Source organism: Pseudomonas sp. PA-1-6B (assembly GCF_021609545.1).
Lineage (GTDB): Bacteria > Pseudomonadota > Gammaproteobacteria > Pseudomonadales > Pseudomonadaceae > Aquipseudomonas > Aquipseudomonas fluorescens_BV.
In genome coordinates this window covers 1-26,571 of the sequence record NZ_WJZM01000046.1, presented here as the reverse complement: position 1 = coordinate 26,571, position 26,571 = coordinate 1, and the positions used below count along the sequence as shown (strand labels likewise).

At 60.4% G+C, this 26,571-nt stretch carries 26 protein-coding genes; 13 read left to right on the top strand and 13 right to left on the bottom strand.

What is annotated here, in order from left to right:
* Positions 1–3 precede the first annotated feature (3 nt).
* Positions 4–390, top strand: a complete 387-nt coding sequence (copC, locus tag GIV35_RS20025) for a copper homeostasis periplasmic binding protein CopC (RefSeq protein WP_213154256.1) — start codon at positions 4–6, stop codon at positions 388–390.
* Positions 387–1,268 (top strand): copper homeostasis membrane protein CopD, encoded by an 882-nt coding sequence (gene copD / locus GIV35_RS20020; RefSeq protein ID WP_105227686.1) that lies wholly within the window; start codon positions 387–389, stop codon positions 1,266–1,268. The genes copC and copD overlap by 4 nt, the downstream gene beginning before the upstream one ends.
* Here copD and GIV35_RS20015 read toward each other — a convergent pair.
* From GIV35_RS20015 to GIV35_RS20005, 3 genes are all read right to left on the bottom strand, one after another.
* The gene (locus GIV35_RS20015) at positions 1,265–2,131 is read right to left on the bottom strand and encodes a DUF6279 family lipoprotein (RefSeq protein ID WP_236264994.1); all 867 of its coding nucleotides are present in this window, start codon (positions 2,129–2,131) and stop codon (positions 1,265–1,267) included. The two genes, copD and GIV35_RS20015, sit on opposite strands and share 4 nt — an antisense overlap.
* A gap of 66 nt (positions 2,132–2,197) precedes the next feature.
* The gene (locus GIV35_RS20010) at positions 2,198–2,920 is read right to left on the bottom strand and encodes a TorF family putative porin (protein ID WP_057976196.1); all 723 of its coding nucleotides are present in this window, start codon (positions 2,918–2,920) and stop codon (positions 2,198–2,200) included.
* 212 nt (positions 2,921–3,132) lie between these two features.
* Positions 3,133–3,312: a hypothetical protein gene (locus GIV35_RS20005; RefSeq protein ID WP_003193095.1), complete on the bottom strand. Its 180-nt coding sequence runs from the start codon at positions 3,310–3,312 to the stop codon at positions 3,133–3,135.
* Between the two features lie 324 nt (positions 3,313–3,636).
* Between GIV35_RS20005 and GIV35_RS20000 the strand changes: the two genes are divergently transcribed.
* Together GIV35_RS20000 and GIV35_RS19995 are read left to right on the top strand one after the other, a co-directional pair.
* Positions 3,637–4,473, top strand: coding sequence for a CvfB family protein (locus tag GIV35_RS20000; protein WP_054897831.1), 837 nt, complete (start codon positions 3,637–3,639; stop codon positions 4,471–4,473).
* Positions 4,474–4,632: 159 nt separating this feature from the next.
* Positions 4,633–5,031, top strand: a complete 399-nt coding sequence (locus GIV35_RS19995; RefSeq protein ID WP_080757723.1) for a DUF2177 family protein — start codon at positions 4,633–4,635, stop codon at positions 5,029–5,031.
* Here GIV35_RS19995 and GIV35_RS19990 read toward each other — a convergent pair.
* The gene (locus tag GIV35_RS19990; RefSeq protein ID WP_223023662.1) at positions 4,975–6,153 is read right to left on the bottom strand and encodes an MFS transporter; all 1,179 of its coding nucleotides are present in this window, start codon (positions 6,151–6,153) and stop codon (positions 4,975–4,977) included. The two genes, GIV35_RS19995 and GIV35_RS19990, sit on opposite strands and share 57 nt — an antisense overlap.
* 104 nt (positions 6,154–6,257) lie before the next feature.
* Between GIV35_RS19990 and ptrR the strand changes: the two genes are divergently transcribed.
* Positions 6,258–7,151, top strand: a complete 894-nt coding sequence (ptrR, locus tag GIV35_RS19985) for a putrescine utilization regulator PtrR (RefSeq protein ID WP_034136141.1) — start codon at positions 6,258–6,260, stop codon at positions 7,149–7,151.
* Positions 7,152–7,293: 142 nt separating this feature from the next.
* Entirely contained in the window at positions 7,294–7,416 is a 123-nt protein-coding gene (locus GIV35_RS27290; protein ID WP_003193089.1) for a PA1414 family protein, read from the top strand.
* Between the two features lie 144 nt (positions 7,417–7,560).
* Here GIV35_RS27290 and GIV35_RS19980 read toward each other — a convergent pair whose 3' ends face one another.
* The gene (locus GIV35_RS19980) at positions 7,561–8,943 is read right to left on the bottom strand and encodes a sodium:solute symporter (RefSeq protein ID WP_236264992.1); all 1,383 of its coding nucleotides are present in this window, start codon (positions 8,941–8,943) and stop codon (positions 7,561–7,563) included.
* A gap of 163 nt (positions 8,944–9,106) precedes the next feature.
* Positions 9,107–10,057, bottom strand: a complete 951-nt coding sequence (gene speB, locus GIV35_RS19975; RefSeq protein WP_065909690.1) for an agmatinase — start codon at positions 10,055–10,057, stop codon at positions 9,107–9,109.
* 185 nt (positions 10,058–10,242) lie between these two features.
* On the opposite strand from speB, the gene GIV35_RS19970 reads away from it, so the two are divergent.
* The 7 genes from GIV35_RS19970 to GIV35_RS19940 all read left to right on the top strand — a co-directional run bounded on the left by GIV35_RS19970 (position 10,243) and on the right by GIV35_RS19940 (position 18,026).
* Entirely contained in the window at positions 10,243–11,136 is an 894-nt protein-coding gene (locus GIV35_RS19970; protein WP_032895879.1) for a LysR family transcriptional regulator, read from the top strand.
* A gap of 7 nt (positions 11,137–11,143) precedes the next feature.
* Entirely contained in the window at positions 11,144–11,743 is a 600-nt protein-coding gene (locus GIV35_RS19965; RefSeq protein WP_105227670.1) for a tRNA-uridine aminocarboxypropyltransferase, read from the top strand.
* 105 nt (positions 11,744–11,848) lie between these two features.
* The gene (gene cysM, locus GIV35_RS19960; protein WP_236264991.1) at positions 11,849–12,751 is read left to right on the top strand and encodes a cysteine synthase CysM; all 903 of its coding nucleotides are present in this window, start codon (positions 11,849–11,851) and stop codon (positions 12,749–12,751) included.
* Positions 12,751–14,103: a 23S rRNA (uracil(1939)-C(5))-methyltransferase RlmD gene (gene rlmD, locus GIV35_RS19955; protein WP_236264989.1), complete on the top strand. Its 1,353-nt coding sequence runs from the start codon at positions 12,751–12,753 to the stop codon at positions 14,101–14,103. The genes cysM and rlmD overlap by 1 nt, the downstream gene beginning before the upstream one ends.
* A gap of 121 nt (positions 14,104–14,224) precedes the next feature.
* A complete protein-coding gene (gene relA / locus GIV35_RS19950) occupies positions 14,225–16,468 on the top strand; it encodes a GTP diphosphokinase (RefSeq protein WP_005790193.1) in 2,244 nt (747 codons plus the stop codon).
* 153 nt (positions 16,469–16,621) lie between these two features.
* Positions 16,622–17,455 carry a nucleoside triphosphate pyrophosphohydrolase gene (gene mazG, locus GIV35_RS19945; protein WP_236264988.1) on the top strand — a complete coding sequence of 278 codons (834 nt, stop codon included), beginning with the start codon at positions 16,622–16,624 and terminating at the stop codon, positions 17,453–17,455.
* A gap of 25 nt (positions 17,456–17,480) precedes the next feature.
* Positions 17,481–18,026 carry a DUF2058 domain-containing protein gene (locus tag GIV35_RS19940; RefSeq protein ID WP_014719402.1) on the top strand — a complete coding sequence of 182 codons (546 nt, stop codon included), beginning with the start codon at positions 17,481–17,483 and terminating at the stop codon, positions 18,024–18,026.
* Positions 18,027–18,092: 66 nt separating this feature from the next.
* Here GIV35_RS19940 and GIV35_RS19935 read toward each other — a convergent pair whose 3' ends face one another.
* The 7 genes from GIV35_RS19935 to purM form a co-directional block, all read right to left on the bottom strand.
* Complete coding sequence (locus GIV35_RS19935) at positions 18,093–20,213, bottom strand: TonB-dependent receptor (RefSeq protein WP_213154222.1); 2,121 nt, start codon at positions 20,211–20,213, stop codon at positions 18,093–18,095.
* A 2-nt stretch (positions 20,214–20,215) separates the two neighbouring features.
* Positions 20,216–21,436: an MFS transporter gene (locus GIV35_RS19930; RefSeq protein ID WP_236264987.1), complete on the bottom strand. Its 1,221-nt coding sequence runs from the start codon at positions 21,434–21,436 to the stop codon at positions 20,216–20,218.
* On the bottom strand, positions 21,426–23,351 hold the full coding sequence (locus GIV35_RS19925; protein WP_236264985.1) for an IucA/IucC family protein: 1,926 nt from the start codon (positions 23,349–23,351) through the stop codon (positions 21,426–21,428). The genes GIV35_RS19930 and GIV35_RS19925 overlap by 11 nt, the downstream gene beginning before the upstream one ends.
* Before the next feature lie 188 nt (positions 23,352–23,539).
* Positions 23,540–23,728, bottom strand: a complete 189-nt coding sequence (locus GIV35_RS19920) for a hypothetical protein (protein ID WP_034128323.1) — start codon at positions 23,726–23,728, stop codon at positions 23,540–23,542.
* A gap of 366 nt (positions 23,729–24,094) precedes the next feature.
* A complete protein-coding gene (locus GIV35_RS19915; protein ID WP_116667000.1) occupies positions 24,095–24,808 on the bottom strand; it encodes a DUF3108 domain-containing protein in 714 nt (237 codons plus the stop codon).
* 8 nt (positions 24,809–24,816) lie between these two features.
* Positions 24,817–25,467 (bottom strand): phosphoribosylglycinamide formyltransferase, encoded by a 651-nt coding sequence (purN, locus tag GIV35_RS19910; protein WP_105227660.1) that lies wholly within the window; start codon positions 25,465–25,467, stop codon positions 24,817–24,819.
* Complete coding sequence (gene purM / locus GIV35_RS19905; protein ID WP_014719398.1) at positions 25,467–26,525, bottom strand: phosphoribosylformylglycinamidine cyclo-ligase; 1,059 nt, start codon at positions 26,523–26,525, stop codon at positions 25,467–25,469. The genes purN and purM overlap by 1 nt, the downstream gene beginning before the upstream one ends.
* Between the last annotated feature and the right edge of the window lie 46 nt (positions 26,526–26,571).

Below are 26,571 nucleotides of genomic sequence, written 5' to 3'. Positions count from 1 at the left end.
TGCATGTCTATGTTGAAAACCACGCTGCTGGGTGCTGCGTTGTGGGTAGGTTTAAGTCTTAGCCTGCCCGCTTCGGCCCACCCCAAGCTGCTGTCATCCATTCCGGCGGCAGGCGCACAGGGCGCCGCTCCCTCCGTGATTGAATTGCATTTCTCAGAAAACCTGCTGACCCAGTTTTCCGGGGCCAAGTTGATCATGACCGACATGCCGGGCATGCCCAATTCGCCGATGCCGGTGAAGGCCAGCGTGTCGGCGAGCAGCGACCCCAAGGTGATGTTGATCAAGCCGGCCTCCGCACTCACCACTGGCAGCTATCGGGTGGATTGGCGTGCCGTGTCGTCCGATACGCATCCGATCACCGGTAATGTGGTGTTCCGCGTGCAGCCATGAGTGAGCTGATCCCCATCGTATTGCGCTTCGCGCTCTATCTCGACCTGATGGTGCTATTTGGGCTGGGGCTGTTTGGCCTTTATGGCCTGCGCGCAGAGCAACGCGGGCGGCTCAATCTCAGGGCCTGGATGGGATTGACGGGCGGCTTGGGGCTGGCGTTTTCGGTGGCGTCGCTATTGATTATGACCCAAGCCATGAGCGGCGCCACGGATTGGCAGACGCTGTGGCCGCACCTGCAAATGATGCTGTGGCAGACCGACCTGGGGTTGACGTGGTGGGTGCGTATCGCGGCGTTGATTGTTGCGGCACTGAGTCCGCACCTGGCGCTGGCCACGCTGTCGGCTGGCGTGGCGTTGGTCACCCTGGTGTGGACAGGGCACGGCGTGATGCACGAAGGTGCGCAAGGTGTGTGGCATATCGTCAGCGACAGTGCACACCTGTTGGCAGCGGCGGGTTGGGTGGGGGCGTTGGCGGCATTTGGTTTGTTGTTGATGCCTGCGCCGTTGCCACATGATGATCGGGTCCAGGTTCTGGCCAGAGCATTGGCAGGCTTTGAGCGCATTGGCGCGGGATTTGTCCTGGTGCTGATCGGCACTGGCGTTGCCAATTACCTGTTTGTTGTCGGGCCGAATCTGGGGGGCATCAACGGCGGAGTCTACGCGGTGCTGCTATGCCTGAAGCTGGGGTTGTTCGGCCTGATGCTGGCCTTGGCGGCGCTCAATCGCTTTCACCTAACGCCGCTTCTGCAACGATCCATCGCGTCGGGCGACTATAACGTGGCGATCCGTGCGTTACGGCGCAGCATGGCCCTGGAGTTTGGCGCTGTGGTGCTCATCCTTGGCCTGGTGGCCTGGCTGGGCACCTTGGCGCCTGACTAAGACTGTGCGCTTTTCAGGCATTTGAGCGCCTGGAAGTCGCTGCGGACTTTGTCGATTTTCTGGGTGAGTTTCAGGCGCTGCGCTGGGGAGCTTTGGGCCATCACATCAATGAGCAAGCTGCGCGCGGCGGCTTCGGTCTGTGCGTAGGCGGCGCGGTATTGTGGGGTCCACAGGCTTTCGCGATCGACCAGCAGTTGTTGGATTTTCTGTGGGAAATCGGCACTGTGGCGCTGTTGCAGCGCCTCGATAAATTGCGTCTGCCAATGGGCGCGGTTGCCGATCCATGCCTGGTTTTGTGCGCCCAACTCGGCGGACCAGGCCGTCACGCGATTTTGCTGGCCCGGACTCAATGGGCCGATCCAGGCGTCCAGGCGCTTGCTCATGCGCTGGGCGCGTTCCTTGATCTGCTGGGCCAGCGGCGGCTTGAGGTATTCGTCCTGGCGTTTACGCAGGTCCTTGGCCAGGGCGTCGCTCATGTCCTTGACCTGCTGATCGTCCAGGCCTTGCAGCAATTGCACGGCTGAGGGCGTGATTTCCCGCGCAATCTCGGCAATTGCCTGTTTGGCTTCGACTGTACGGGTTTGCAACGCGGCGTCGGTGACCTGGTTGCTGTCGACCATCTGTTGCAGGCGGTCGAGCCAGTCCAGGTAGCCAGGCAATTGCGTGGTGCAGTGCCAGGCCAGGTGTTCCTTGAGGGTGTCGTTGAACCAGCTTTTTTGCCCGGCATTCATGTCCAGGTAGTCGTTGAGGGTCCAGGGGATGATCACGTCGAGGTTACGGTAGGCCAGGCCCACGCGATTGCAGCCGGCGAGCACCAGGCTCAGGGTCAGCAGTACCATCAGGAATTTGAGCCGGCGCAACATGGGCAGGTCCTTGCATGGAGGGCGTTAATGCATGTGAACCTGCGCGGGGTGCGACAGTTCAGCCCATCAATAAAACGACCGCGCGGCCTTCAAGGTCAACAGCCCGTCACATTGCGAGTTGTGTCCGGAGTAGGCCGAGCAGTCACTGCCGCTGAGGCTGGAGCCGCTGTAGATCAGGTCCAGGTCAATGCCTTTCCAGGCCCGGGAAAACTGTACCGACCAATCGCTGAAACTGCTGATGGCGCCGTTCTCTACCGAGACCGGTGTGCCCAGTTGATGGGTTGTGTACTTCATGCTGACGCCGATGCCGAAAGGCTGGGTGCCGCCCAGATCTGCAAACAGGGTGCTGTCCTGGCGGTCGGGGTCGTTACTGAAAGACACGCCAAAGCGATTGCCCAACAGGTTCAGCCCGCCGTAGAACTCCTGGCTGTCGAGGGGGCTGAGCTTGGGGTAGCTGTAGTGGATCAAGCCGACTTCATAGCCCAGGGTCTGGTCGAACGGACGCTTGAAGCCCATGTAGGAGTCGACTTCAAGGTTATTGGCCGACGACAGGCCCATGTTCGGGGAAAACTGGCCGAAATACAGGCCGCTGTCGTGGGTAAGGTCCAGGCCTCCGTGGAACGAGTCGCTGCCAGGGGCGGTCGGCTTGACCAGGCCCTGGGCCATGGTGCGGCTGGGGGTTGTACCTAATTTCAGGTCGAAGTCACCCAATTCGCGCTGGAAGATATGCGCTTCGGCCAAAGGGCTGGCGACCAGGATGCTGACCACGAAAATACAGCGTTTAAGCATGCTTCACTCCATGAAAAGCGAGGAGCAGTAACGGAAAGATTCAGGCAGATGCCCGTGCTAGACGTGTGCAAGGATACCGGCGAATGCCAGGCATTGAGGCCCGTTCGTCGATTAGCTGCGTATTGAGGGTGTCGGGAGGGGGTGGTAACTCTAGTCCTAGCGCCTCGAAGGCAAGACGCTTAGGGACCAGATGCAGTGCGCGGGTATGACTATTACTTCTTGCCCAGGCTGATCTGCTTGGACGGGCCGAAAGTCTGGCCGCTCACGCCCTTGGCAATTTGCTGGATTTCGCCGCCGGACTTGAGGAACGCAGCGATCTGGCTGTTGATCGATTCGCTGGTTTCAACGGCGGGAGCTGGCTTTGCTTTGCTGTTGGATGCTTTTACACGCATGGCGGCCACTAACCTGTAGAAAATTAACTTGGCCAGCTATCGTACAGGAAATACTTGACAATTGCTTGGCAAATATCCCTCGAGAATAAGTGCTCGCGGTTGGAAATAGCCGAAGTTCAGCGCTGAAATAAAGCGCTAACTTACTGTTTTAGCTGGAAACCCGAGGCTGGTGGACACGCTGATGGCCTGCTCAAAGTGAACCGAACGATCAGACGAGTGGGGCGATGCCACTGGAACGCCATGCCAGCCCGCGATTTTTCAGGCGTGTGCGCGTGCAGGGCCCAACTCGGGTAGAATGCCGCCCACGCAATGAGGGTATTGGAAATGGCTTTAGTCGGGCGCTACAACAGCTTGCAAGTGGTCAAGCACACTAACTTTGGTTTGTACCTCGATGGTGCGCAAGATGGCGAAATCCTCTTGCCTAATCGGTATATCCCTAAAGATATTCCCAGTGAAGATGAAGACTGGCTCAACGTTTTCATTTATCTGGACAGCGATGACAAACTTATCGCCACCACCGAAAAGCCCAAAGTTCAAGTCGGTGAATTCGCCAGTTTGAAAGTTGTGGAAGTCAACAGCATTGGCGTGTTCCTTGATTGGGGTTTGCCCAAGGATCTGCTGCTGCCTTATTCGGAAGAAAAACGCCAGATGACCGCGGGTGAATATTGCGTGGTGCACGTCTACCTCGACAAGCACACCAAGCGCATCACCGCCACCGCTCGCCTTGACCGTTACCTGGACAAGACGCCGGCGAACTATCAGGTGGGCCAGGAAGTCGACCTGCTGGTGGCCGAAGCCACTGACATGGGCTTCAAGGCGATCATCAACAACAAGCACTGGGGCTTGATCCACAAGAACGAAGTGTTCAAGTTCCTGCGCCCGGGCAAGGAAGAGAAGGGCTTTATCAAAGAGATCCGCGCCGATGGCAACATCAGCCTGAGCCTGCAGCCGGTGGGCCAGGAAGCGGCCTCCAGCCTGAACTCGAAGATCCTCGCCAAGTTGCGCGACAACAATGGCAGCCTGCCGGTCAGCGACAAAAGCGACCCGGCGGTGATCAGTAACTTGTTCGGCGTGAGCAAGGGCAACTTCAAGAAGGCCATTGGTGCGCTCTACAAGCAGGGCCAGATCGTGATTCATGCGGATCGCATTGAACTAAGCTGAGTACGCTTCGCTCTCCTGTAGGAGCGAGCTTGTTGTGGCGAGGGAGCTTGCTCCCGCTCGACTGCGTAGCAGTCGCAAGCTTTTTTGGGGGCGCTTCGCACCCCAACGCAAGCAAGCTTGCTCGCCACAACAAGCTTGCCTTCACAGTAGGGCTTGCTCATGTCCAGAAAGTCGTTGTATGCCTACCTCGGTACCTTGCTCGCCTTCCTGGTCCTCGACGGCCTTTGGCTCGGCGTGCTCATGGGGCCCACCTACAAATCCCTGCTTGGCGCGCTGATGCTTGATCAGCCACGCCTGTTGCCTGCTGTATTGTTCTATCTCCTGTATGTCCTCGGTTGCGTGGTGCTGGTTATCTTGCCCAGCGCCAGTTGGCAGCGCGCTGCGCGTTTGGGCGCCTTGCTTGGCCTGGTGGCCTACGGCACCTATGACCTGAGCAACTGGGCCACGCTTCAAGGCTGGTCCGCTGGGTTGGCGCTGATGGACATGGCGTGGGGCACGTGCCTAACCGCCATTTGCTGCACTGTTGGCCATTTGTGTGCAAATCGGCTGTGGCGGTAGAGGGCGGTTGATCAGTACTGAACCTGCTAATAACAACCCGGTACCGGCAGCGACCAACGCCGGTTGCAGGCCGCCACTGAGGTGGCTGCTGACCGACGCCAATAGTGGCCCGCTCAATTGGCCGACGGCGAAGCTGGCGGTCAGCAGCCCCGTGCTGCGTTGGTAGCCATGGGGTGCGACCTCCCTTAATCGCGCCATCACCAACTGCATGCAGGCCAAAAATGGCGCACCGCACAGCAACACGCCCAGCGCCAAGCCCCAGCCATTGCCCAGCAGGCAGGCAAATACCCCGGCCGCTTGCAGCCATAAAGTCGCCATCAGCCAGCGACGGGTGGTGTTCGGGTGCTTGCGGCGCAGGCTGGCCACCCCCACTCCCAGCGCGGCCGCCAGGCCAAAGCAGGGCCAGAACAGATCGGCCTGCCAGGCCCCGTTGAATTGAGCGCTGGCCATCTGCGACAGAAAAGTCGCCGGGATGATGTAGCCCAGGCCGTACAGGAAATAAATCCAGCACAGGTGCGCGATGCTGCCGTTGCTCCCCGCGCTGGAGACCTGGGTAACAGTGACGGCCGGCTTGGGTAAAAACGGCAGGATCGCCAGCAGCATCACCAGCGCCACCGTCCCGTAGATCAACCACAGCGCGGCAGAGCTTTGCCCTAATAGGTTCGACACCAGCGCCAGCAGCCCCGTCAGCACAATCCCCAACCCCGGCCCAGCAAACACCAGCGCCCCCAGGCGCGGGCGGCCGGCGGCAATCGCCAGTGGCTGGCTCAGGCTGGTAATCATCACCAGAGCCCACGCACTGGCGACCCCGGTGCCGAAACGCAGTAACAAATGCGGCCAGAACCCGTTAGCCCAGTAGGACGCCAGGGTCAGCAATACGCACAACCACAGCCCGCCGTAGAGGCGCCCGCGCACATGCTGATGGCTACGGGCAAAGATCGAGTCCACCGCGCCGACAAAATAGCCCAGGTAATTGGCGGCTGCGATCAGGCCGGCGCCGGTCAGGTCGATCTGACCTTCACTGAGCAAATGCGGCATTTGCGGAGTCAGGGCGAAGCGGCCAATACCCATGGCCATCATCAGGGCGACGAAGCTGGCGAGTAAACGAATCAGCGGGGACATGTTCAGGTTTCCTGCAAAGAAGCGAATGCCTTGCAAGTTAAGACGGATTGACTTTCTGTAAAATTGAATAATAGTGAGTAACTTGTTCAGTTTTGGAGAAAGTAATGGAGTTCAGTCAATTGCGCATTTTCCAGGCCGTGGCGGAAGAGGGCTCCATCACCCGCGCCGCTGAGCGCCTGCACCGCGTTCCCTCGAATCTGTCGACCCGGCTTAAACAAATGGAAGAGCAACTGGGTGTCGATCTGTTCGTGCGCGAGCGCCAGCGTTTGCAGCTTTCTCCGGCAGGCAAGGTACTGCTGGACTACAGCACCCGCCTGCTGGCGCTGCACGATGAAGCCCACGGCGCCGTACAAGGCGGGCAACCGGCCGGTGATTTCGTATTGGGCAGCATGTACAGCACCGCCGCGGTTCATTTGCCCAAGCTGCTGGCGCGCTATCACAAGACTTACCCCATGGTGAATCTGCAGGTGCAGTCGGCGCCCAGCGGGGAGTTGCTGGAAGGGCTGATTACCGGGCGCCTGGACGCAGCCTTCGTCGACGGCCCGCTGACCATCGCCACCCTGGATGGTGTACCGCTGTGCGAAGAGCGCCTGGTGCTGATTTGCGAGGCCGATCATCCGCCGGTGCGTGGCCCCCAGGATGTGGCGGGCCGTGCGGTGTTCACGTTCCGGCGCAGTTGCGCCTACCGTACGCGCCTGGAAACCTGGTTTTCCCATGAGCGTGTGGCGATGGGGCGGGCGATCGAGATCGAGTCCTACCAAGGCATGCTCGCCTGCGTGATCGCGGGTTCCGGCGTGGCGTTGATGTCTGAGTCCATGCTCGACAGCCTGCCCGGCAAGGACAGCGTGTCCGTTCATCCGCTGACTGGGCCTTTTGCCACTGCGACCACCTGGCTGATGTGGCGAAAAGGCATGCTCGGCGCTAACCTCAATGCATGGATAGACCTGCAGCAAGACGGCAACCCGCGATGCGTGCAAGACACACGCGCCATTGCTTGAACGATCCGTCAGGATTCGGATCAATTCAGTAATAGTTCGTTGTGGTTTCCTTCAAGCATTACCTAGGACTTAGGGCTACTATCACTGTAGGAAACGGCGACAGAACTCCCGCCGGCCAGCACTACCCTCAAAGGGGGCAATCATGAAAGAGAAAATCCAAAACTGGCTCCACGACCTCGGCGTTGCATTGGGCTTGATCGAGCCTCCGCTGCAACCGGTGCCGATTCGCACGGATGACGAGCAACGTCGGCCACGTCGCCGCTAATCACGCGGTCCAGAAAATGTGGGAGCGGCGGTGCGACGATTCGACTTGCTCGCTCCCACAGTTGTTTTGTACCAGGCGAAAAAAAACGGGCGCGACCTCCGACGTCGCGCCCGCTGAAGAAAATATCCCCGCCTTTGTTATAGCTCAAACCACCGCAGCCGCCACCTTTGTCGGCCGACGCGACAGCAGGCTCACCAGCACAAAGCTCACCAGCGCCACCGCCAGGCTGTAGTAGATCGGCGTGTTTGCATCCAACCCATCCTTGAACATAAACACCAGCGCGGTCACAAAGCCCAGGCTCATGGACGTGATTGCGCCCGAGGTGGTCGCGCGCTTCCAGAAGATCGCGCCGATCAAGGGCACCAACATACCGCCCACCAACAGGTTATAGGCCAGGGTCAGGGCGCTGATCACATCGTTGACCACCAAGGCGATACCCAGCACGGCAACGCCGGTCAACAGGGTAAACAGGCGGTTGATACGCAGGCTCGACGCCTTGCCGCCGCGCAGGCGGGGCAGCAGGTCTTCGGTCAATACGGTGGAGGCGGCGAGCAGGCCGGCGCTGGCGGTGGACATCATGGCGGCCAGCGCGGCGGCGATGACCAGGCCGCGAATGCCGTCCGGCAGCGAAGCTTTGACGATCGCGGCGAAGGCATTGTTGACGTTGTCCAGGTCCGGGATCAGCACATGGGCAGCCATGCCGATCAGCGCACAGGCCAGGCCGTACAGGATGCAATAGAAGCCGGCAAAAGTGCCTGCGTACTGGGCGACCTTTTCGTCACGGGCGGTGAAGACCCGTTGCCAGATATCCTGGCCGATCAGGATGCCGAAGAAGTAGATCATGAAGTAGGTGATGATCGTGTCCCAGCCGATCGCGGTGAAGCTGAAGTTTGACGCTGGTAGCTTGGCCACCAGTTCATCCCAGCCGCCGACGCGGTACAGGCAGATCGGCAACAGGATGAACATCAGGCCGACGGTCTTGATCACGAATTGCACAATATCGGTGAGGGTCAGCGACCACATGCCACCGATGGTCGAATACACCACCACCACGCCGCCGCCCACCAGTACCGACATCCAGAACGGCAGGTCGAACAGCACTTGCAGCACGGTGCCGATGGCCAGGATCGAGGTCACGCCGATCATCAGCGCATAGGCCAGCATGATCACCGCGCTGGCCTGGCGGGCCATCGGGTTGTAGCGTTTTTCCAGGACCTGGGTGACGGTGAAAATTTTCAGCTTCAACAGGGGCTTGGCCAGGAACAGGTTCAGGGCAATGATGCCCGCGCCCAGCGCGGCGCACAGCCAGAAGCCCGAAATACCATGCACATACCCCAGACGCACGGTGCCGACGGTGGACGCACCGCCCAGCACCGTGGCGGCCATGGTGCCCATGTACAGCGATGGGCCGAGGTTGCGGCCGGCGACCAGGTAGTCTTCGTGAGTCTTGGCACGACGCATGCCGTAGTAGCCGAGCACCAGCATGCCGGCGGCGTAGATGAGTACGACGAATAAATCCAAAGCCATGACGGCGGTTCTCCGATTATATTTTTTATGGGCGATCAGGCGGCAGCTGGCTCGGTAAACACGCGAGCGAAAGTCAGGTACATCGTTGTCGGGGATCTGTGCGACCCCCCTTGGTTATGAGTGTGAAGACGCGGTTTTTATTGTTCTCAGCGCGTTCGCCTTATCAGCGATGCGCGACGCCAGGCAATACGCAGAGCATTTCGTACAGCAAGTTGGCGCCCAGCAACGAGGTATTGCCGGTGGTGTCGTAAGGCGGCGAAACTTCTACCAGGTCGCAACCAATCAGATCGAGGCCCTGGCAGCCGCGGATGATTTCGATGGCCTGGATGGTGGTCAGCCCGCCGATTTCCGGGGTGCCGGTGCCGGGCGCCCAGGCGGGGTCGATGCCGTCGATGTCGAAGCTCAGGTACACCGGGCCACCGCCGACTTTTTCTCGCACTTCGGCCATCAGCGGCGCCAGGGAGTGATGCCAGCATTCTTCGGCCTGGACCACACGGAAGCCTTGCTTGCGGCTCCAGTTGAAGTCTTCGGCGGTATACCCCTGGGCGCGCAGGCCGATCTGCACCACGCGGTCGCAATCAAGCAAGCCTTCTTCCACGGCGCGGCGGAAGGTGGTGCCGTGGGCAATTTTCTCGCCGAACATATGGTCGTTGACGTCGGCGTGGGCATCAATGTGCACCAGCCCGACCTTGCCGTGTTTCTTGTGGATAGCCCGCAGGATCGGCAGGGTGATGGTGTGGTCGCCACCCAGGGTCAGGGGGATGACGTCGTGCTCGAGGATCTCGTCGTAGGCCTCTTCGATGATGCGCACCGCGTCGAGCAGGTTAAAGGTATTGATCGCCACGTCGCCGATATCGGCCACCGACAGTGAGTCGAACGGTGCGGCGCCGGTGGCCATGTTGTAGGGACGGATCATCACCGACTCGGCGCGGATTTCCCGTGGGCCGAAGCGCGTACCGGCGCGCAGCGAGGTGCCGATATCCAGAGGCACGCCGACGAAGGCGGCGTCCAGGCCCTTGGCGGTTTGCAGGTGGGGCAGACGCATCATGGTGGCGATGCCGGCGAAGCGCGGCATTTCGTTGCCGCCCAGTGGTTGGTGGAAAATCTTGTCCACGGGATTGCCTCATCGTTGTTTTGTTTATTGATGGCCGATTCTGCGAAAAGCCTGGCTTAGGAAGAATCGGCAGAGGCAAATACTTAGTTCAGATTTTTCTAAACTAAAGCCTGGGGTAAACTCCATTCAAATGTGGGAGCAGGCAAGCCAGCTCCCACAATTTTAGTGTGTCCCCTGGAGCCCCCATGGCCAACGCCTTGCCCGACCTGAAACTCTTGCGCATCTTCGTCAGCGTCGTGCGCCACCAAGGGTTTGCCAACGCCCAGCACGAGCTCAACCTGTCGACGTCGGCCATCAGCACCTACATGAGCCAACTCGAGTCAGCCTTGGGCCTGGTGCTGTGCCATCGTGGCCGTGGCGGCTTCAGCCTGACCAGCAAGGGCGAGCTGTTTCATCAGGAAACCCTGCGCCTGTTGGGCGAACTCGAAGGTTTCGAGCAATACGCCGCCGCGTTGAAAGGCGAGTTGCGCGGCACCCTCAAGCTCGGAGTGCTCGACTCCACCGTCAGCGACAAGGCCTTGCCGTTCGCCGAAGTGATTGGCGCCTACAGCCTGGAGCACCCGGCAGTGCATTTGCACCTGTCGGTGATGAGCCCCTACGAATTGCAACTGGGGGTGCAGGACAACCGCCTTGACCTGGCCATCGGTGCGTTTTCCAACCGCATGAGCGGGCTGGTCTACATGCCGCTGTACCGCGAACAGCACTGGTTGTATTGCAGCACCCGGCACCCATTGTTCAACGAGCGGCGCATCCCGGAACAAGTGATCACCCAGCAACGCATGGTCGGGCGAGGTTACTGGAGCCAGGCCGAGCTGGCGCGCCACGGCTTCAAGCACAGCGCTGCCACGGTGGAAAGTATGGAGGCGCAACTGATTCTGGTGCTGTCGGGCGCTTATATTGGCTACCTGCCCGAACACTACGCCCAGGCCTGGGCTGACAAGGGCGACCTGCGCGTTTTGCTGCCGGCCACCTTCGGCTACCAGGCGCCGTTTTCGATGATCATGCGCCGTGGTCGTAGCCGCGAGCCCCTGATCCAGACCTTCCGCGATTTGCTCAAGACCCAGCTCAACCAGGCCTGAACACACCATGTCCCGACCCCATTGCCCGCGCTGCCTGCGCCCGACCACGCACTGCCTCTGTGCGCTGATCCCCCACCTCGACAGCCGCACCCGCGTGTTGCTGTTGCAGCACCCGAGCGAGGTCGGCCATGCACTCAATACTGCGCGGTTGGCGGCGCTGGGCCTGAACAACGCGCAGTTGGTGGTGGGGGAGGTGTTTGATGACCTGGCGACGCTATTGAACCCGCCTGGCTATCGGGCACGCCTATTGTTTCCGGCGGATGACGCCGAGCCGCTGCACGCCTACGCACCTGACGATCAGCCAATGCTGTTGGTGGTTCCCGATGGCACCTGGCGCAAGGCGCGCAAACTGTTGCACCTCAACCCCTTGCTGGCGGCGTTGCCCCGGGTGACATTGGCCGAAGGTGGCGTTTCCCGCTATCGCTTGCGCAAGGCGCCGGGGCCTGGCGCCTTGTCGACGGTCGAAGCGATCACGCAAGCGTTGCAGGTATTGGAAGCGCCGACGTCGTTTGAGCCACTGCTCAAACCCTTTGAAGCGCTGATCGAAGGGCAGATTGCTGCGATGGGCGATGAAGTATTCCAGCGCAACCATGGCGACCCGACATAAACCCGGCTTATGCCTTTAAGCCATAAGCACCACACTTTGCGTGATATGGCCCGCCGGCCTTTCCCGGTATGATGTGCGCCCCGCAGTCTGGATTGCGAATACGCCATGACCTTGCAGTACCCAACAATCGCCGATTGTGTCGGCAACACGCCCCTGGTCCGCTTGCAACGCATGGCGGGTGAAACCAGCAATATCCTGTTGCTCAAACTCGAGGGCAACAACCCGGCCGGCTCGGTCAAAGACCGCCCGGCGCTGTCGATGATCGCCCGTGCCGAGTTGCGTGGGCAGATCAAACCCGGCGACACCCTGATCGAAGCCACCTCGGGTAACACCGGGATCGCCTTGGCCATGGCCGCGGCGATCAAGGGTTACAAGATGGTGCTGATCATGCCCGACAACGGCAGCGCCGAGCGCAAGGCGGCGATGACCGCCTATGGCGCCCAGCTGATCCTGGTGACCCAGGAAGAAGGCATGGAAGGCGCCCGCGATCTTGCCGAGCGCATGGCCGCCGAAGGCCGTGGCGTGGTGCTCGATCAGTTCGCCAACGGCGACAACCCCGAGGCGCACTACACCAGCACCGGCCCGGAGATCTGGCGCCAGACCCAGGGCACCATCACTCACTTCGTCAGCTCCATGGGCACCACCGGTACCATCATGGGCAACTCGCGCTACCTCAAGGAGCAGAACCCGGCGATCCAGATCGTCGGCCTGCAACCGATGGAAGGCGCGGCCATCCCGGGTATTCGTCGTTGGCCCGAAGAGTATTTGCCGAAGATCTACAACGCGACGCGGGTAGACCGCATCATCGACATGGCCCAGCGCGAAGCCGAAGACACCACGCGCCGTCTGGCCCGTGAAGAAGGCATCTTCTGCGGCGTGTCCTCCGGTGGCGCCGTGGCCGGTATGTTGCGCTTGTCCAAAGAAGTGGAAAACGCGGTGATCGTCGCGATCATCTGTGACCGAGGCGACCGTTACCTGTCGACCGGCATTTTCGACGAACCCAACTGATGGCCAAGCACGAGAGAGGCCTGCGCTTTCAGCCGACGGGCGGCAGCCGGGCCCCACAGATACCCGTGGGCAAGAAACAGCGCCTGACCATCGAGCGCCTGGCCAATGACGGCCGGGGCATCGCGTTCTTTGAAGGCCGCACCTGGTTTGTGAATGGTGCGTTGGCCGGCGAAGAGGTGGAAGCACGGGTGTTGGGCGCCCATGGCAAAGTGGTCGAGGCGCGCACCGAGCGGGTGTTCCAGGCCAGCGAGTTGCGTCGCCCGGCACCCTGCGCCCATGTTGGCCGCTGCGGCGGTTGCAGCGTGCAGCACCTGCCCCATGAAGAACAACTTGCCCTGAAACAGCGCATGCTTGCCGAGCAATTGTCCCGGGTGGCCGGCGTCGAGCCGCAGGAGTGGGCAGCGCCGTTGAGCGGGCCGGAGTTCGGTTATCGGCGCCGTGCCCGCGTGGCCGTACGTTGGGACGCCAAGGCGAAGAAACTCGAAGTGGGTTTTCGCGCCGTGGCCAGTCAGGACATCGTCGCTATCGATGATTGCCCGGTGCTGGTACAGGCCTTGCAACCGATCATGCAGCGTTTGCCAACGATGCTGCGTCGCTTGAGCAAACCGCAGGCGTTGGGGCATGTCGAGTTGTTCAGCGGTTCGTCCATCGCCGTGTTGCTGCGGCATATGGCGCCGTTGTCCGAGGCTGACCTGCAGATCCTCAAGGAATTCTGCACCTTCCATGACGCCCAATTGTGGCTGCACGGGGAAGGGCAGCCGGAGCCCGTCGAGCCGGGTCAGGCCCTGGGCTTCCGTTTGGAGGCGTGGGATCTGGAGCTGGCGTACCGGCCGGGCGACTTTGTGCAGGTCAACGCCGTGGTCAACCAGGCGATGGTCGCCCAAGCGCTGCAATGGCTGGCGCCACAAGCCGACGAACGGGTACTGGACCTGTTTTGCGGCCTGGGCAACTTTGCCCTGCCACTGGCTCGCCACGTACGCGAAGTGGTGGCGGTGGAGGGCGTACAGGCCATGGTGGACCGTGCGGCCCTCAATGCCGTCAGCAACCATTTGCATAACGTACAGTTTTTTCAGGCCGATTTGTCCCAGCCTTTGACCGACGCAGAATGGGCCAAACAGGGCTTTTCTGCGGTACTCTTGGACCCACCCCGCGATGGTGCCCTGGAGGTTGTGCGCAAACTTGCAGCCTTGGGGGCCAAGCGCCTGGTGTATGTGTCCTGCAACCCAGCCACGCTGGCGCGGGACACGGTTGAGTTGGTCAAGCAAGGCTACCGGCTAAAGCGTGCCGGGATCCTCGACATGTTTCCGCAGACCGCGCATGTCGAGGCCATGGCGTTATTTGAAGCGGGCTAGGATGCCCGTTTAATCCGACTGGCCTGCGTTCTCCAGGGCCTGAACACTGCCACGGAGCTCGCAGTAAAAGTCGGCGATGATTTTGGCGCATCGAAGGTGCGTCGTAGGGAAGGTAAGCAAGATGGTACAGGTGAGAGCACACCAGCCGATCAACACCGACGGCAGTATCAATCTCGAGGCATGGCTGGATCATGCCGTCAGTGTCGACCCGGCACTGGACCGTGAAGCCTTGAAAGCAGCCTGCGAGTTCGCTCGTGAGTCTGAACAGCAAGACAATGCGGCCAAGAACCTGTGGGCCGAAGGCACTTCAAGTTTTCGCACTGGCCTGGAAATCGCCGAGATCCTCGCCGATCTCAAGCTGGACCAGGATTCGCTGATCGCCGCCGTGCTCTATCGCGGCGTGCGCGAAGGGCATATTCCGTTGGCCACCGTTGGCCAGCGTTTCGGTTCGGTGGTGGCCAAGCTGATCGACGGCGTGCTGCGCATGGCCGCCATCAGTGCCAGCCTCAGCCCGCGTCAGTCCATGGTGCTGGGCACCCAGGGCCAGGTAGAAAACCTGCGCAAAATGCTGGTAGCGATGGTCGACGATGTGCGCGTCGCCCTGATCAAGCTGGCCGAGCGTACCTGCGCGATCCGTGCGGTGAAGACCGCCGATGACGAAAAGCGCAACCGTGTGGCCCGCGAAGTCTTCGACATCTACGCGCCGCTGGCCCATCGCCTGGGCATCGGCCACATCAAGTGGGAGCTGGAGGATTTGTCCTTCCGCTACCTGGAACCCGACCAGTACAAACAGATCGCCACGTTGCTGCACGAGCGGCGTCTGGATCGCGAGCGCTTTATCAGCGACGTGATGGGCCAGTTGCGTTCGGAGTTGCAGGCTACCGGCGTGGACGCCGATATCAGCGGCCGCGCCAAGCACATCTATTCCATCTGGCGCAAAATGCAGCGCAAGGGCCTGGCCTTCAGCCAGATCTACGACGTGCGTGCGGTGCGCGTGCTGGTGCCGGAAATGCGCGACTGCTACACCGCGCTGGGTATCGTCCACACGCTGTGGCGGCACATTCCCAAGGAATTCGACGACTACATCGCCAACCCCAAGGAAAACGGCTATCGCTCGCTGCACACGGCGGTAATCGGCCCTGAAGGCAAGGTGCTGGAAGTGCAGATCCGCACCCACGCCATGCACGAAGAAGCCGAGCTGGGGGTGTGTGCGCACTGGCGCTACAAGGGCACCGACGTCAAGGCCGGGTCCAACCAGTACGAAGAGAAAATTTCCTGGCTGCGCCAAGTGCTGGAATGGCACGAGGAGCTCGGCGACATCGGCGGCCTGGCCGAACAACTGCGGGTGGATATCGAGCCGGACCGGGTCTATATCTTCACGCCTGACGGCCACGCCATCGACTTGCCCAAGGGCGCCACGCCGCTGGACTTCGCCTACCGCGTGCACACCGAAATCGGGCATAACTGCCGCGGCGCCAAGATCAACGGGCGCATCGTGCCGCTCAACTACAGCCTGCAAACCGGTGAACAGGTCGAGATCATCACCAGCAAGCACGGCACGCCGAGCCGCGACTGGCTGAACCCGAACCTGGGCTACATCACCACCTCGCGGGCGCGGGCGAAGATCGTCCACTGGTTCAAGCTGCAGGCACGTGACCAGAACGTCGCCGCTGGCAAGACCTTGCTTGAACGCGAACTGGCGCGCCTGGGCCTGCCTCAGGTGGACTTCGACAAGCTGGCCGAAAAGGCCAACATGAAGATCGCCGAAGACATGTTCGCCGCCCTCGGCGCGGGCGACCTGCGCCTGGCGCAACTGGTCAACCTGGCCCAGCAACTGGTCGAGCCGGAGCGCGGCAACGAACAGCTGGAGCTGATCCCGCGCAAAGCCACTGGCTACAAGCCGGGCAAGCGTGGCGATATCCAGATCCAGGGCGTGGGCAACCTGATGACGCAAATGGCCGGCTGCTGCCAGCCGTTGCCGGGCGACGCCATTGTCGGCTACATCACCCAGGGCCGTGGCGTGAGCATTCACCGCCAGGATTGCGCCTCGGTGCTGCAACTGGGCGGGCGCGAACCGGAGCGGATCATCCAGGTCAGCTGGGGGCCGGTGCCGGTGCTCACTTACCCGGTGGACATCATCATCCGTGCCTACGACCGTTCCGGCTTGCTGCGTGACGTCTCGCAAGTGCTGCTCAACGAGCGGATCAACGTGCTGGCGGTCAATACCCGTTCAAACAAGGAAGACAACACTGCATTGATGTCCCTGACCATCGAGATTCCGGGGTTGGACGCACTGGGACGGTTGCTGGGGCGGATTTCCCAGTTGCCGAACATCATCGAAACCCGGCGTAACCGCACCCCATGATTAGCAGGATGATTGCTCACTGACATGTGGAGTTGTTTTCTGTGGGAGCTGGCTTGCCTGCGATAGCATCACCTCGGTTTAACTGAAGCACCGAGTCGCAAGCATCGCAGGCAAGCCAGCTCCCACATTAGATATTCAGCGGAAAGAGATACGATGTATTCACTCGAAGACCTGCTTCACCTGATGAGCCGCCTGCGCGACCCGCAGTACGGCTGCCCGTGGGACATCAAGCAAACCTACGCGACCATCGTCCCGCACACGCTGGAGGAGGCCTATGAAGTGGCCGACGCCATCGAGCGCGGCGACTTTGACCATCTGCAAGGCGAGCTGGGCGACCTGCTGTTCCAGGTGGTGTATTACAGCCAACTGGCCCGGGAAGAAGGGCGCTTCGAATTTGCCGGCGTGATCGACAGCATCACCCGTAAGTTGATTCGCCGGCATCCTCACGTGTTCCCAACCGGCGACCTGTACGCACCGCTGGATATCCCGCAGTTGAGCGAAGAACAGGTCAAGGAACGCTGGGAGCAGATCAAAGCTGAGGAGCGCGCAGAAAAGTCCGACGCTCCCGAGCAACTCTCCCTGCTCGACGATGTGCCCACCGCCTTACCGTCGTTGTCCCGTGCGGCCAAATTGCAAAAGCGCGCCAGCCAGGTCGGTTTCGACTGGCCGTCCGCGTTGCCGGTGGTGGATAACGTGCGCGAAGAGTTGGACGAAGTGCTCGAAGCCATGGCCGATAACGACGCGGTGGCCATCGCCGATGAAGTCGGCGACCTGCTGTTTGCCGCGGTCAACCTGGCGCGTCACCTCAAGGTCGACCCGGAAACCGCCTTGCGCGGTGCCAATGCCAAGTTCGAACGACGTTTCCGATTTATCGAACAGGCATTGCGCGATACGCACCAACCCATAGAAGATTGCACCCTCGAAGAGTTGGACGCCCTGTGGGGCGAAGCCAAACGTCAGGAAAAGAATGTGTCCAGCTGCGGTTGAGCAGTTGCCTAAGTGAGTAAGCACCATGAGCCTTTCCCTTCGCGACCAGTTGCTCAAAGCAGGTCTGGTCAACCAAAAGCAGGCCAAGCAGGTCGGCAAAGAGAAACAGAAACAGCAGCGCCTGGTCCACAAAGGCCAGGCCGAAGTCGATGACACCCAGGCGCGCCTGGCTGCCGAGGCCCACGCCGAGAAGGTCAAGCGTGACCAGGAGCTGAACCGTCAGCAGCAGGAAAAAGCCGAGGCCAAGGCGCGTACCGCCCAGGTCAAGCAACTGATCGAGACCTCGCGCCTGCCCAAGCTGACCACCGAGGACTACTACAACTTTGTGGATGACAAGAAGGTCAAGCGCCTGTCGGTCAACACCTTGATGCGCAACAAGCTGAGCAACGGCTCCCTGGCCATCGTGCACCACGGTGGCGGCTACGAGGTAATCCCGCGGGAAGCGGCGCTGAAGATCCAGGAGCGCGCTCCGGAGCGTATCGTGCAGCTCAACATCCTCACCGAAAGCCAGGTGCCGGATGAGGATGATCCGTACGCCGCTTACCAGATCCCTGATGATCTGATGTGGTAAGCATCTAGAAACGACAAACCCCGCCAAAAGGCGGGGTTTGTGTTTTAAGCGTGCAGCACCAGCCGGTTACCAATCCACTGCGTAACTCAGGCTGAAGGTACGACCCTCGGCATTCGGGTACGGTGCGCGAGCATTGGCCTGGGCGAACATGTTCTGGTAGTTGCGGTTGGTGAGGTTGTACACCGCCCCTTCGAGGCGGCCTACCGGTAGCCTTACCGAGCCCAGCAGGTCGACCAGGGTGTAGCCCTGGATATCGCGACCGTTGTTGTCCTTGGCCGCAGCGTCATAATTGGCCAGGCGCATACCTTGCAAGCGCAGGCTGTAGTCGTCACGCTCATAGCCGACAAACGCTGTGGTCTTGGCGGGGGAGATGCGGGTGGCAGGCAGGTCGATCCACTTGCCGTTCTGCTGGGTCTCGCCTTTGGCGTAAGCGTAAGTACCACCGACGGACCATTGGTCGGTGATGTTATAGGTCAGGCCGGTTTCGACGCCACGCACGCGTTCTTTCTGATTGATCAGGCGCAGCACACGATCATTGGCGTCATAGAACTGCGTGACATCCGAGGTGTTTTCGTACGCGGTGACACTGGCCTGCCACTTGTCCCAGTCGCCACGCCAGCCCAGCTCGTAACTGTCGACCTTCAAGGCCTGGGCATTGAGGTCCTGGATATCGTATTTGCTGTTCACGTCACGCAGGAAGCGCTGGATATCCGGCAGGGAAAAGCCCTGGCTGAAGTTGACGAACACGTCCTGGTTTTCGGTCAGGTGATACACCGCCCCGAGGTTATAGAGCGTGTCATCGTATTTGAGCGTGCCGCCGGGCAGTGTCGCGCGGTTGCCGGTCTGGACGATTTCCCCGTACGCGATGCTGTCGGAGACTTTGCTCTCAATCCACTCGCGACGTACACCACCGCGTAAGGTCCAGTCATCGATGTCGTAAGACAGCTGGCCAAAGATGGCTTTGGTGGTGGTCTCGATATCCGGGCCCAGTTCGAACGTGGTACCGGTTTTGCTATAGCTCAGGCCATTGACCCGGTATTGGTCGCCACGCTGGCGTGAGGTTTCATGGTCGTAGTCCGCGCCCCATACCAGGTTGCCCGTTGCCGGGCCGATGTCTGGCATCTGGGTATCGACCGCTGCACGCAGGCCGTAGACGTCCTGCACGCTGTTGTTGTCTGACACGCCTGCCCGGCCCCGGGACAGGTCGGGGAAGAACAGTGCGTCGGCCCGCCGCCAGTAGCTTTCGATCTGCAGGCCCTGGCCGTAGAAATCCTTGTCGGCGTAGTTGAGGTTGACCGCCTGGTTGTGGGTGTAGGGTTGGTCGCCCAGGTCCAGGCCTTTTACGGCGACTGCGTTGCTGGTGATGCGGGGGTTCTTGGTATAGCGGGTGTCTTGTTCGTCCTTGTAGTCTTGCAGCGACAGGCTGATCTTCTTGTCGTCATCAAGCTCATAGCCGAAGCGACCTTGCAGGTCGTAGGTATCGGTGTCCATGTTGCTGCCCTGGGACGTGTCCTGGGGAATGCGCTTGCCATTACCGTCGAACTGATCGTTGCGCTGCACGGTGTTGCCCGAGAGGTACCAGTCCACCGGGCCTTTGCGCCCGGTGGCGCTTTGGAACGCCTGGTAAGCGAACCCCTTGTGGCTGAGGTTGTTGCCGGCGGTCATGCCGATCTTGCTGCTGAACGCCAGGTCTTCACCTTGGTTGCGTTTGGTGATGATGTTGATGATGCCGCCCGATGCGCCTGCGCCGTAGACACTGCTGGCGCCGGAGATCACTTCGATACGCTCGATGCTTTCCGGTGCCACGCTGTTGAGCTGGCGGAAGTTATCGCGCGTGGCGTTTTGTGAAACCCCGTCGATCAGGATCAGGGTATTGCGCCCGCGAAGCGTCTGGCCGAAGTTGCTCATGCCGCCGCTGGAAGGGGCAATGCCAGGTACCAGTTGGCCGAGGATATCTGCAACCCGACGTCCTGCCCCGGTCTGCTGGCGGATTTGCGCTTCATTGATCACCTGCACTGAGCCTGGAATCTGCGCAATGCTGGTTTCGCTGCGCGTGGCCGATACCACTGTCGCCTGTAGTTGCAAGCTGGTCGGCGCTGCTTGTGTCTGTTCTGTCTGATCGGCCCAGGCAGGGGCACTTATTGACCCAAGAAGTGGCAGCAGTACTGCCCATTGCGATGTGTTCATGATCATGTCTCAGAGTTATTAGAAGTATTGACAGAAAAATCGGATGTCTCAGGCGCTCGCGCAAACGAACGGATGGCGCGGATACTCACGGCGGCCAAGGCATAGGTCAGTGCGACCAGCCAGAAGCTGTGTGCCAGGCCTACCCACCCCATGCCGATACCGCCCAACAATGCGCCGCACAGCGCACCAGCTTTCGCGGCGCTGTTGCCCATGCCCAGGGCAAAACCCTGCTGGCTGTGCGCTACGGTAGTAGCGATCAGTGTGTAGGCCACGGGCAACAAAGCCCCCTGCCACACGCCCCACAGCAGCCTGCTGGCGATGAACCCCAACCACTCACTGGCCAGCGCCGTGCAGGCCAGCGTGAGCGCGCAGGCCCAGGTGACCCACTCGATGATGCGCAGCGTATGGGCTGGCTGATGTCGATCGAACAGGCGGCCCCATAACGGCGCGGACAGTGCCAGGGTCAAGGCACTGGCGCCATAGCTGGCGCCGATCAGCCACGCGGGCGCGTGCAAAACCTGGGCGACATATAAGGCGTAAAACGGTTGCGGCATCATCCTGGCTGCCTGAATCAATACGATGATCCCCAACATCGCGCCAATCCAGCCTTTGGGGAGTGCGGCAGGCTTGGACGTGCGGGCAGGTCTCGATCGTGGTGAGTCACTGGGTAAAAACGCGCTGATTATCGCGCACAGCAGGCAGACGGCGGTGGCGCTGTAGCACAGCAATGCGAAACCGGATATGTCCATCAACCAGCCGCCCAATACCGGCCCGGCCAGGGAGCCTACAGCGGTGGCTGATTGCAGCCGCGCAAGAATGCGCCCCCGTCCGCCGTCGCCGCAGCAGGCCAGTGCGTAGGCTTGGGCTGCGGCGATGAAACCGGCCAATGCGCCCTGTACCACGCGGATGGCCACCAACCACCATGGGTCAGGCGTAATCGCAGCCAGCGCCTGGCATACCGCCAACGCCAGCAGCGCGCGGATAATCATCAGCTTATGGCCGGTACGGTCGCCGAGTCTTCCCCACAGGGGCGTGAGAATCATCGCTGCCATCATCGGCCCGGCATACACCAGCGACGACAGCAGGCCGGTGTACTGAGCATTTGCAGTGCCCAGCAACTTCTGGATTTGCAGCGGCCAGAACGGGCCGCTCATTTCCATCGCCCCCATCGACACCAACTGAATCACCACCAGCAGCCGCAGCGCTGTGTTGTTAGTCGGCATTGGCGGCCGCGCTCAACGGGTTAGGCAACCGCCCGACGATATCGGCATGACTCTCCAGCAGGCGCATGCGCATGAACGACTTGGCCGGCCATGCTTGCTCCAGCAGTGCTTCGCGCTCGGTGGCCCAGCGCTGCGGATCAACCTGCGAGCGCAGGTCGTCAAAACACTGGCTGACCTGAGCCGACAGTTCATTCCAGAGCAGCGCCTGGGGGATGTCGAAGTGGCGCGCGGCAAGCAGGATGAGCTCGCCAAGATGGCACATGAATACGGTGTGCAGCAGCTTGTCCCGTACGAAACCCGCGTCGTCGTACAGCGTCATCTTCGGGTCGTGCAGTTCAATGTCCAGGCCGTGGGCGTGCAAGGTTTTGCGGTCGATTCGGATATCGCCGAAGTCGCGCAACAGAAGGCGGCTCAATTGTCCGTCTGCGGCCATCACCATGAAGGAGTTCTGTTGATGGGCCTCAAAAGCGATGCCGTAGCGCAAATACATGCCCAGCAGTGCCGGCACACTGATCGCCGCGTAATCATGGAAGAAGGCGAGCATGGCCGCCGCGTCATCCTTGCCTTGGCTCAGGCGCACCCATTGGCGCAGCAGCGGCTGGCCGTGGTGATCAATGGCAAACAGGCTGCCCACAGGCACGGCCATTTCGTCCGGCTGGAGCTGGCTCTGGGGATTGTCGCGATAGAGCACCGCCAAGTGGCGGGAGTGCTCGTCATTGGCCGGTTGTGGCTGGAAATGCACACCGATCCGCTCGGGAACGATGTTCAGGCATTTTTGAATCGCAGGCTCGCGTTCCAGGATGCTCAGCAGCAGATGGCTGATCCGTGGGCCCATGCGCGCTGAACGCGGCGATACGGTGCGCTGTACGCTGGTCAGGCGCAGTGACACGGGCAGTTTGACCATCGGTGCATCGCGACGGCCTTCAGGCAACACGGTTCTGAATGACATGGTGGGGTGGGCAGTAAACGCGACGATATCGGTCAGCACCAGCAGTTTGTCGCCGATTTCGTTGGCGAACAGTTGAGGCAACTCCTGGCGTGCCTGCCAAGGGTGGGCAGGCAACGGCAGATAATCGTCTGCTTCAAGGCCTTGTGCTTGAAGTGTGGTGGTTAATTGCTGCGCCGCGTGCGGAAAGTGATTGCTCCACCACTGCCAGTAATCTGCCGTCCCGGCCAACGTTTCGACATGGGCAAACTGGCGATGCAGCGCGCACAGCAGCACCGGGAAGCGTGCTTCGAACTCCGGCGAATAGTCGATGACTTGTGCGGTATTCAGGCCCAGCTTGGTCTTGTAGTTGGGGTGCCATGGGTGACCCAATGTTCCCCACTGTTCAAGCACGGAAGTCGGGTTAATAACGCTCGGGCTGTTCTTGAGATGACTCAGCAGGTTGTCTTGATGCACCGGGTCCATTGACGCATGCAGCTTGAGCGTCCATTGCTCATGGAAGGCGAGGCACAAGGTGTCGTTGATGAAGCTGTCGTCGATCTCTACGTTGAGGCGGTTGAGTACTTCCCGGTCGGCAGGCGACTCAAGGCTGGCGTTAAGTAACGTCAACAACTGCGATGGGAACTGGATTTTCTGTTCGGGCTGGTCTTCGCGCAACAGGATGACTTCGCCACGCAGGTCCCAGCTTGCCATGCGGCCAGGGTGCAAATGTTCGAAACGCAATCGGGCCTGGCAAGCCAGTGTCAGCGAGCAATGCCCATGTTCGTCATAGAGGAGAGTGCTGGGGTCCAGCAGGCTTTCACGAAACAATGCTTGGATCAGGCGTTGGAAGCTACGTTCGGCGGCGGGGGCCAGCGTATTGATCAAGGCGTCGAGGCCGATGTGGCTGGCCTGAAATTGCGCGGTGGCAAGCGCTTCGCTCCAGCGTTCCAGCAACGTGTTTTCCGGCTTCCTGCTATTTCCGTGCATCAAATTGATTCCCTAATCGTGAGCCTGAATGAAAGGCGCACGAATGATATCGAGAATCATTATTTGTGTGTGCTTTTGTTACATTAATTTATACCGAATCTTTGACAAAAAAACCGCGCTCGAATGGCGCGGTTTTTGATGTAGACGGCCCGGCTGCGTGGGCCGGGCGTCAACATGATTTCAGAGCTTCAGGAGCTTTTTGCCTGGCGTTGCAATTCGAGAGTTTCGAGCTCGTTTTTATAATTGTTGGCGTCGCTCTCGTTGTGAAACATGCCGACCAATACGTCTTGCTGATGGACATCCCAGATGTGAATCCCGTGGCCTACTGCTTCGTGGGACATATGTTCATCGTCGCGTTCAGTTACTTTTACAGTCATCTGCTTGCTCCAATCTCTGGTTGATCTGCGGCAAGGCGTCGCAGGCCTCTGTTATATGATTTGTTAGCTTGCTAAGTAAACTGATTTTGCGCGCAATAATTCATTGCGGGGAACGCAACAATGCTGCAGGCCGCGTAAACCAAGGCATTGCGTCGCCATCGCAGCGGCTTTATGACAAAAGTTTCATGTTCAGGTCGGCTAGGTTGACCTCGGCACCGCTATCGCAGGCAAGCCAGCTCCTACCTTGGAATGCATTCCAAGGTGGGAGCTGGCTTGCCTGCGATAGCGGGAGTGGCGTCCCCTAAAAATCCCAGGCAAAAAAAAGCCCCGCATTCAGCGAGGCTCTTATTCAACTCATCAGCGCAATCAGCTGCCCTTGACGGCCTGGCCGTCAACAGTGCCATCCTGCAGCATGATGTTGTATTCCTTGCCGTCAGTCTCGACCTGACGCAGGGCAACCAGAATGCCGCCCTGGTCCTTGGCAAACCACATCTGTGTGATGCGCTTGCTCTGCGACGGGTCGCGCACGCGCTCGACCTTGATCGCGTCGATCGAACCGACCTTGGTCTGGACCTTTTCCGAGCCAATCACGCGGAAGTCGTAGGTATCGGTATCAGTACCCTCAACCACGCGGTAGCTCATGCTCTTCTTGCCCGCGGCAACATCGCGTTGCAGAGCAAGTTGGTAGGTGGACTTGTCGAGCATGCCACTTTCGAGCGTGACATTGACCGGGTCTTTGTTTTCAAAGCCGGTGACTTTCTTGGCGCTTTGGTCGAAGTCCAGATTGATCTTCTTCGCCTTGCCCAGGCCGCCGCGTTCGAAGCTGTAGCTCTTGGGTTGCAGGGTGTCCTTGTCGAACAGGATCACACTGGTTTCGGTCAGGCTGGCAATCATCATCGAGGCCTTGAAATTCAAGGTCCAGGTACCGTCGCCATTCTTGCTCAGGCTGCGTTCAGCCGAACCGCTCATGGGCAGTTGTTTCCAGTCGGCGGTGTAGCTGACGGAGAAGGGGTGAAGGTCTGCCGCTTGTACGGCAGGCAAAGCGAACAGCGCAAAAGCGAAAAGCAGGGCGCGACGCATAAAATCTCCTAGGTTCGAATCAAGTGGCCGCTGGCCGCGAGTAACTGGCCGTCCAATAATGCACCCTGGTCGCCAAGAATCAACCGTCCTTCGGCAAACCAGCGAACGGCCAGCGGGTAAATCCTGTGTTCCTGGGTATGAACCCGTTGCGCAAGCGTCTGCGCCGAGTCGCCTGACTCTACCGGAACCACTGCCTGTACGACCAGAGGCCCGCCATCGAGTTCCTCGGTCACAAAGTGCACGCTGCAGCCATGTTCACGGTCGCCGGCGTCGAGCGCGCGCTGGTGGGTGTGCATGCCTTTGTACTTGGGCAGCAGGGAGGGGTGGATATTGAGCAGGCGCCCTTCGTAGTGCCGGACGAAATCTGCGCTGAGGATGCGCATGAAACCGGCAAGGACAACAAGTTTTGGGTTGAAGGCGTCGATCAGTTCGATCAAGGCGCTGTCGAAGGCCTCGCGACCGTCGAACGCCTTGTGATCCAGGGCACGGGTGTCGATACCCGCGTCCCGGGCGCGTTGCAGGCCGTAGGCGTCGCTGCGGTTGGAAATCACCGCAGCGATGCGCACCGGGCTGTTGCCGGTGCGCGTGCTGTCGATCAGGGCCTGCAAGTTACTGCCGGTGCCGGAAAGCAGCACCACGACATCACAGGTCTGGGGCATCAGTGAGCCTTGAGGTTCTTCAGTTCAACCTGGGCTGCACCTTCGGCAGCAGTGGCGATCTGGCCAATGACCCAAGGTTGTTCGCCGGCTTCACGCAGCACGTTCAGCGCGGTTTCAACGTGTTCCTGCGCGACGCAGATCACCATGCCTACGCCGCAGTTCAGCACGCGGTGCATTTCGGTTTCGTTGACGTTGCCTTTTTCCTGCAGCCAATCGAAGACTGCCGGGCGCTGCCAGCTGGCCACGTCGACAATCGCCTGGGCACCTTTTGGCAGGACGCGCGGGATGTTGTCCAGCAGGCCGCCACCGGTGATGTGGGCCATGGCCTTCACGGCGCCGGTGTCCTTGATCAGCTTGAGCAGTGGCTTGACGTAGATGCGGGTCGGCGCCATCAGCAGGTCGGTCAGTGGCTTGCCGTCGAGCTGGATGTTCTCGATGTCGGCGCCGGACACTTCGATGATCTTGCGGATCAGCGAGTAGCCGTTGGAGTGCGGGCCGGACGATGGCAGGGCGAGCAGGGCGTCGCCAGCAGCTACTTTGGAGCCGTCGATGATCTCGGCTTTTTCCACCACACCCACGCAGAAGCCGGCCAAGTCGTAGTCTTCGCCTTCGTACATGCCTGGCATTTCAGCAGTTTCACCGCCGACCAGGGAGCAACCTGACAGTTCGCAGCCGGCGCCGATGCCGGTCACGACCTGGGTCGCGGTCTCGACATTGAGCTTGCCGGTGGCGTAGTAGTCGAGGAAGAACAGCGGCTCGGCGCCGCACACCACCAGGTCGTTGACGCACATGGCGACCAGGTCGATGCCGATGCTGTCGTGTTTGTTCAGGTTCAGGGCCAGGCGCAGCTTGGTGCCTACGCCGTCGGTGCCGGACACCAGTACAGGCTGCTTGTAGCCGGCCGGGATTTCGCAGAGGGCGCCAAAACCGCCCAGGCCACCCATGACTTCAGGGCGCGCAGTGCGCTTGGCGACGCTCTTGATGCGTTCGACCAATGCTTCACCGGCGTCGATGTCTACACCGGCGTCCTTGTAGCTCAGGGAGGGTTGCTTGCTCATGATCCAGGCCTTTAGGGGGGATTTCTGGGTAACGACCGGGCGGGCG

Excerpts from the sequence above, each read along its gene's own strand:
- copC (WP_213154256.1), top strand. The coding sequence starts at position 4 with ATGTCTATGTTGAAAACCACGCTGCTGGGTGCTGCGTTGTGGGTAGGT.
- copD (WP_105227686.1), top strand. The coding sequence starts at position 387 with ATGAGTGAGCTGATCCCCATCGTATTGCGCTTCGCGCTCTATCTCGAC.
- GIV35_RS20015 (WP_236264994.1), bottom strand. The coding sequence starts at position 2,131 with ATGTTGCGCCGGCTCAAATTCCTGATGGTACTGCTGACCCTGAGCCTG.
- GIV35_RS20010 (WP_057976196.1), bottom strand. The coding sequence starts at position 2,920 with ATGCTTAAACGCTGTATTTTCGTGGTCAGCATCCTGGTCGCCAGCCCT.
- GIV35_RS20005 (WP_003193095.1), bottom strand. The coding sequence starts at position 3,312 with ATGCGTGTAAAAGCATCCAACAGCAAAGCAAAGCCAGCTCCCGCCGTT.
- GIV35_RS20000 (WP_054897831.1), top strand. The coding sequence starts at position 3,637 with ATGGCTTTAGTCGGGCGCTACAACAGCTTGCAAGTGGTCAAGCACACT.
- GIV35_RS19995 (WP_080757723.1), top strand. The coding sequence starts at position 4,633 with ATGTCCAGAAAGTCGTTGTATGCCTACCTCGGTACCTTGCTCGCCTTC.
- GIV35_RS19990 (WP_223023662.1), bottom strand. The coding sequence starts at position 6,153 with ATGTCCCCGCTGATTCGTTTACTCGCCAGCTTCGTCGCCCTGATGATG.
- ptrR (WP_034136141.1), top strand. The coding sequence starts at position 6,258 with ATGGAGTTCAGTCAATTGCGCATTTTCCAGGCCGTGGCGGAAGAGGGC.
- GIV35_RS27290 (WP_003193089.1), top strand. The coding sequence starts at position 7,294 with ATGAAAGAGAAAATCCAAAACTGGCTCCACGACCTCGGCGTTGCATTG.
- GIV35_RS19980 (WP_236264992.1), bottom strand. The coding sequence starts at position 8,943 with ATGGCTTTGGATTTATTCGTCGTACTCATCTACGCCGCCGGCATGCTG.
- GIV35_RS19970 (WP_032895879.1), top strand. The coding sequence starts at position 10,243 with ATGGCCAACGCCTTGCCCGACCTGAAACTCTTGCGCATCTTCGTCAGC.
- GIV35_RS19965 (WP_105227670.1), top strand. The coding sequence starts at position 11,144 with ATGTCCCGACCCCATTGCCCGCGCTGCCTGCGCCCGACCACGCACTGC.
- cysM (WP_236264991.1), top strand. The coding sequence starts at position 11,849 with ATGACCTTGCAGTACCCAACAATCGCCGATTGTGTCGGCAACACGCCC.
- rlmD (WP_236264989.1), top strand. The coding sequence starts at position 12,751 with ATGGCCAAGCACGAGAGAGGCCTGCGCTTTCAGCCGACGGGCGGCAGC.
- relA (WP_005790193.1), top strand. The coding sequence starts at position 14,225 with ATGGTACAGGTGAGAGCACACCAGCCGATCAACACCGACGGCAGTATC.
- mazG (WP_236264988.1), top strand. The coding sequence starts at position 16,622 with ATGTATTCACTCGAAGACCTGCTTCACCTGATGAGCCGCCTGCGCGAC.
- GIV35_RS19940 (WP_014719402.1), top strand. The coding sequence starts at position 17,481 with ATGAGCCTTTCCCTTCGCGACCAGTTGCTCAAAGCAGGTCTGGTCAAC.
- GIV35_RS19935 (WP_213154222.1), bottom strand. The coding sequence starts at position 20,213 with ATGAACACATCGCAATGGGCAGTACTGCTGCCACTTCTTGGGTCAATA.
- GIV35_RS19930 (WP_236264987.1), bottom strand. The coding sequence starts at position 21,436 with ATGCCGACTAACAACACAGCGCTGCGGCTGCTGGTGGTGATTCAGTTG.
- GIV35_RS19925 (WP_236264985.1), bottom strand. The coding sequence starts at position 23,351 with ATGCACGGAAATAGCAGGAAGCCGGAAAACACGTTGCTGGAACGCTGG.
- GIV35_RS19920 (WP_034128323.1), bottom strand. The coding sequence starts at position 23,728 with ATGACTGTAAAAGTAACTGAACGCGACGATGAACATATGTCCCACGAA.
- GIV35_RS19915 (WP_116667000.1), bottom strand. The coding sequence starts at position 24,808 with ATGCGTCGCGCCCTGCTTTTCGCTTTTGCGCTGTTCGCTTTGCCTGCC.
- purN (WP_105227660.1), bottom strand. The coding sequence starts at position 25,467 with ATGCCCCAGACCTGTGATGTCGTGGTGCTGCTTTCCGGCACCGGCAGT.
- purM (WP_014719398.1), bottom strand. The coding sequence starts at position 26,525 with ATGAGCAAGCAACCCTCCCTGAGCTACAAGGACGCCGGTGTAGACATC.